The following is a 297-nucleotide window of genomic DNA, read 5'->3' on the forward strand; positions in this document are numbered from 1 at the left end:
GGCTTCCGCGAAGTGTGGGAACCGCTGCTTGAGCAGGGGCCGGTCGAAGTGCTGGTGTTCGGCGAATTCGACAAGGCCGCCACGATCGAAGCGCTGCGCAAGACGTTCGGCGCGCTCGACCAGCGCGTGACCGCGCCCGCAGAGGTTCTCGAACGCGCGATCGACTTCCCCGACGCGGGCGAGACGGTCATCCGCCGCCATCGCGGCGATGCCAATCAGGCCGCCGCGGTCATCGCCTGGCCCAGCGGGGCCGGGGTCGACGGGCTGCGCGAATCGCGCCGTCTCGAAGTGTTGGTG

Annotated in this window: 1 protein-coding gene; it reads left to right on the forward strand. The window is 70.0% G+C overall.

Features of this window, described 5'->3' with window-relative positions; genetic code table 11:
- Nucleotides 1-297, forward strand: a 297-nt coding sequence (locus O4H62_RS26330) for a hypothetical protein (protein ID WP_269391854.1), incomplete at both ends; no start/stop codon positions are given.

The sequence above is a fragment of the Parahoeflea alexandrii genome, assembly GCF_027214025.1.
GTDB lineage: Bacteria > Pseudomonadota > Alphaproteobacteria > Rhizobiales > Rhizobiaceae > Hoeflea > Hoeflea alexandrii_A.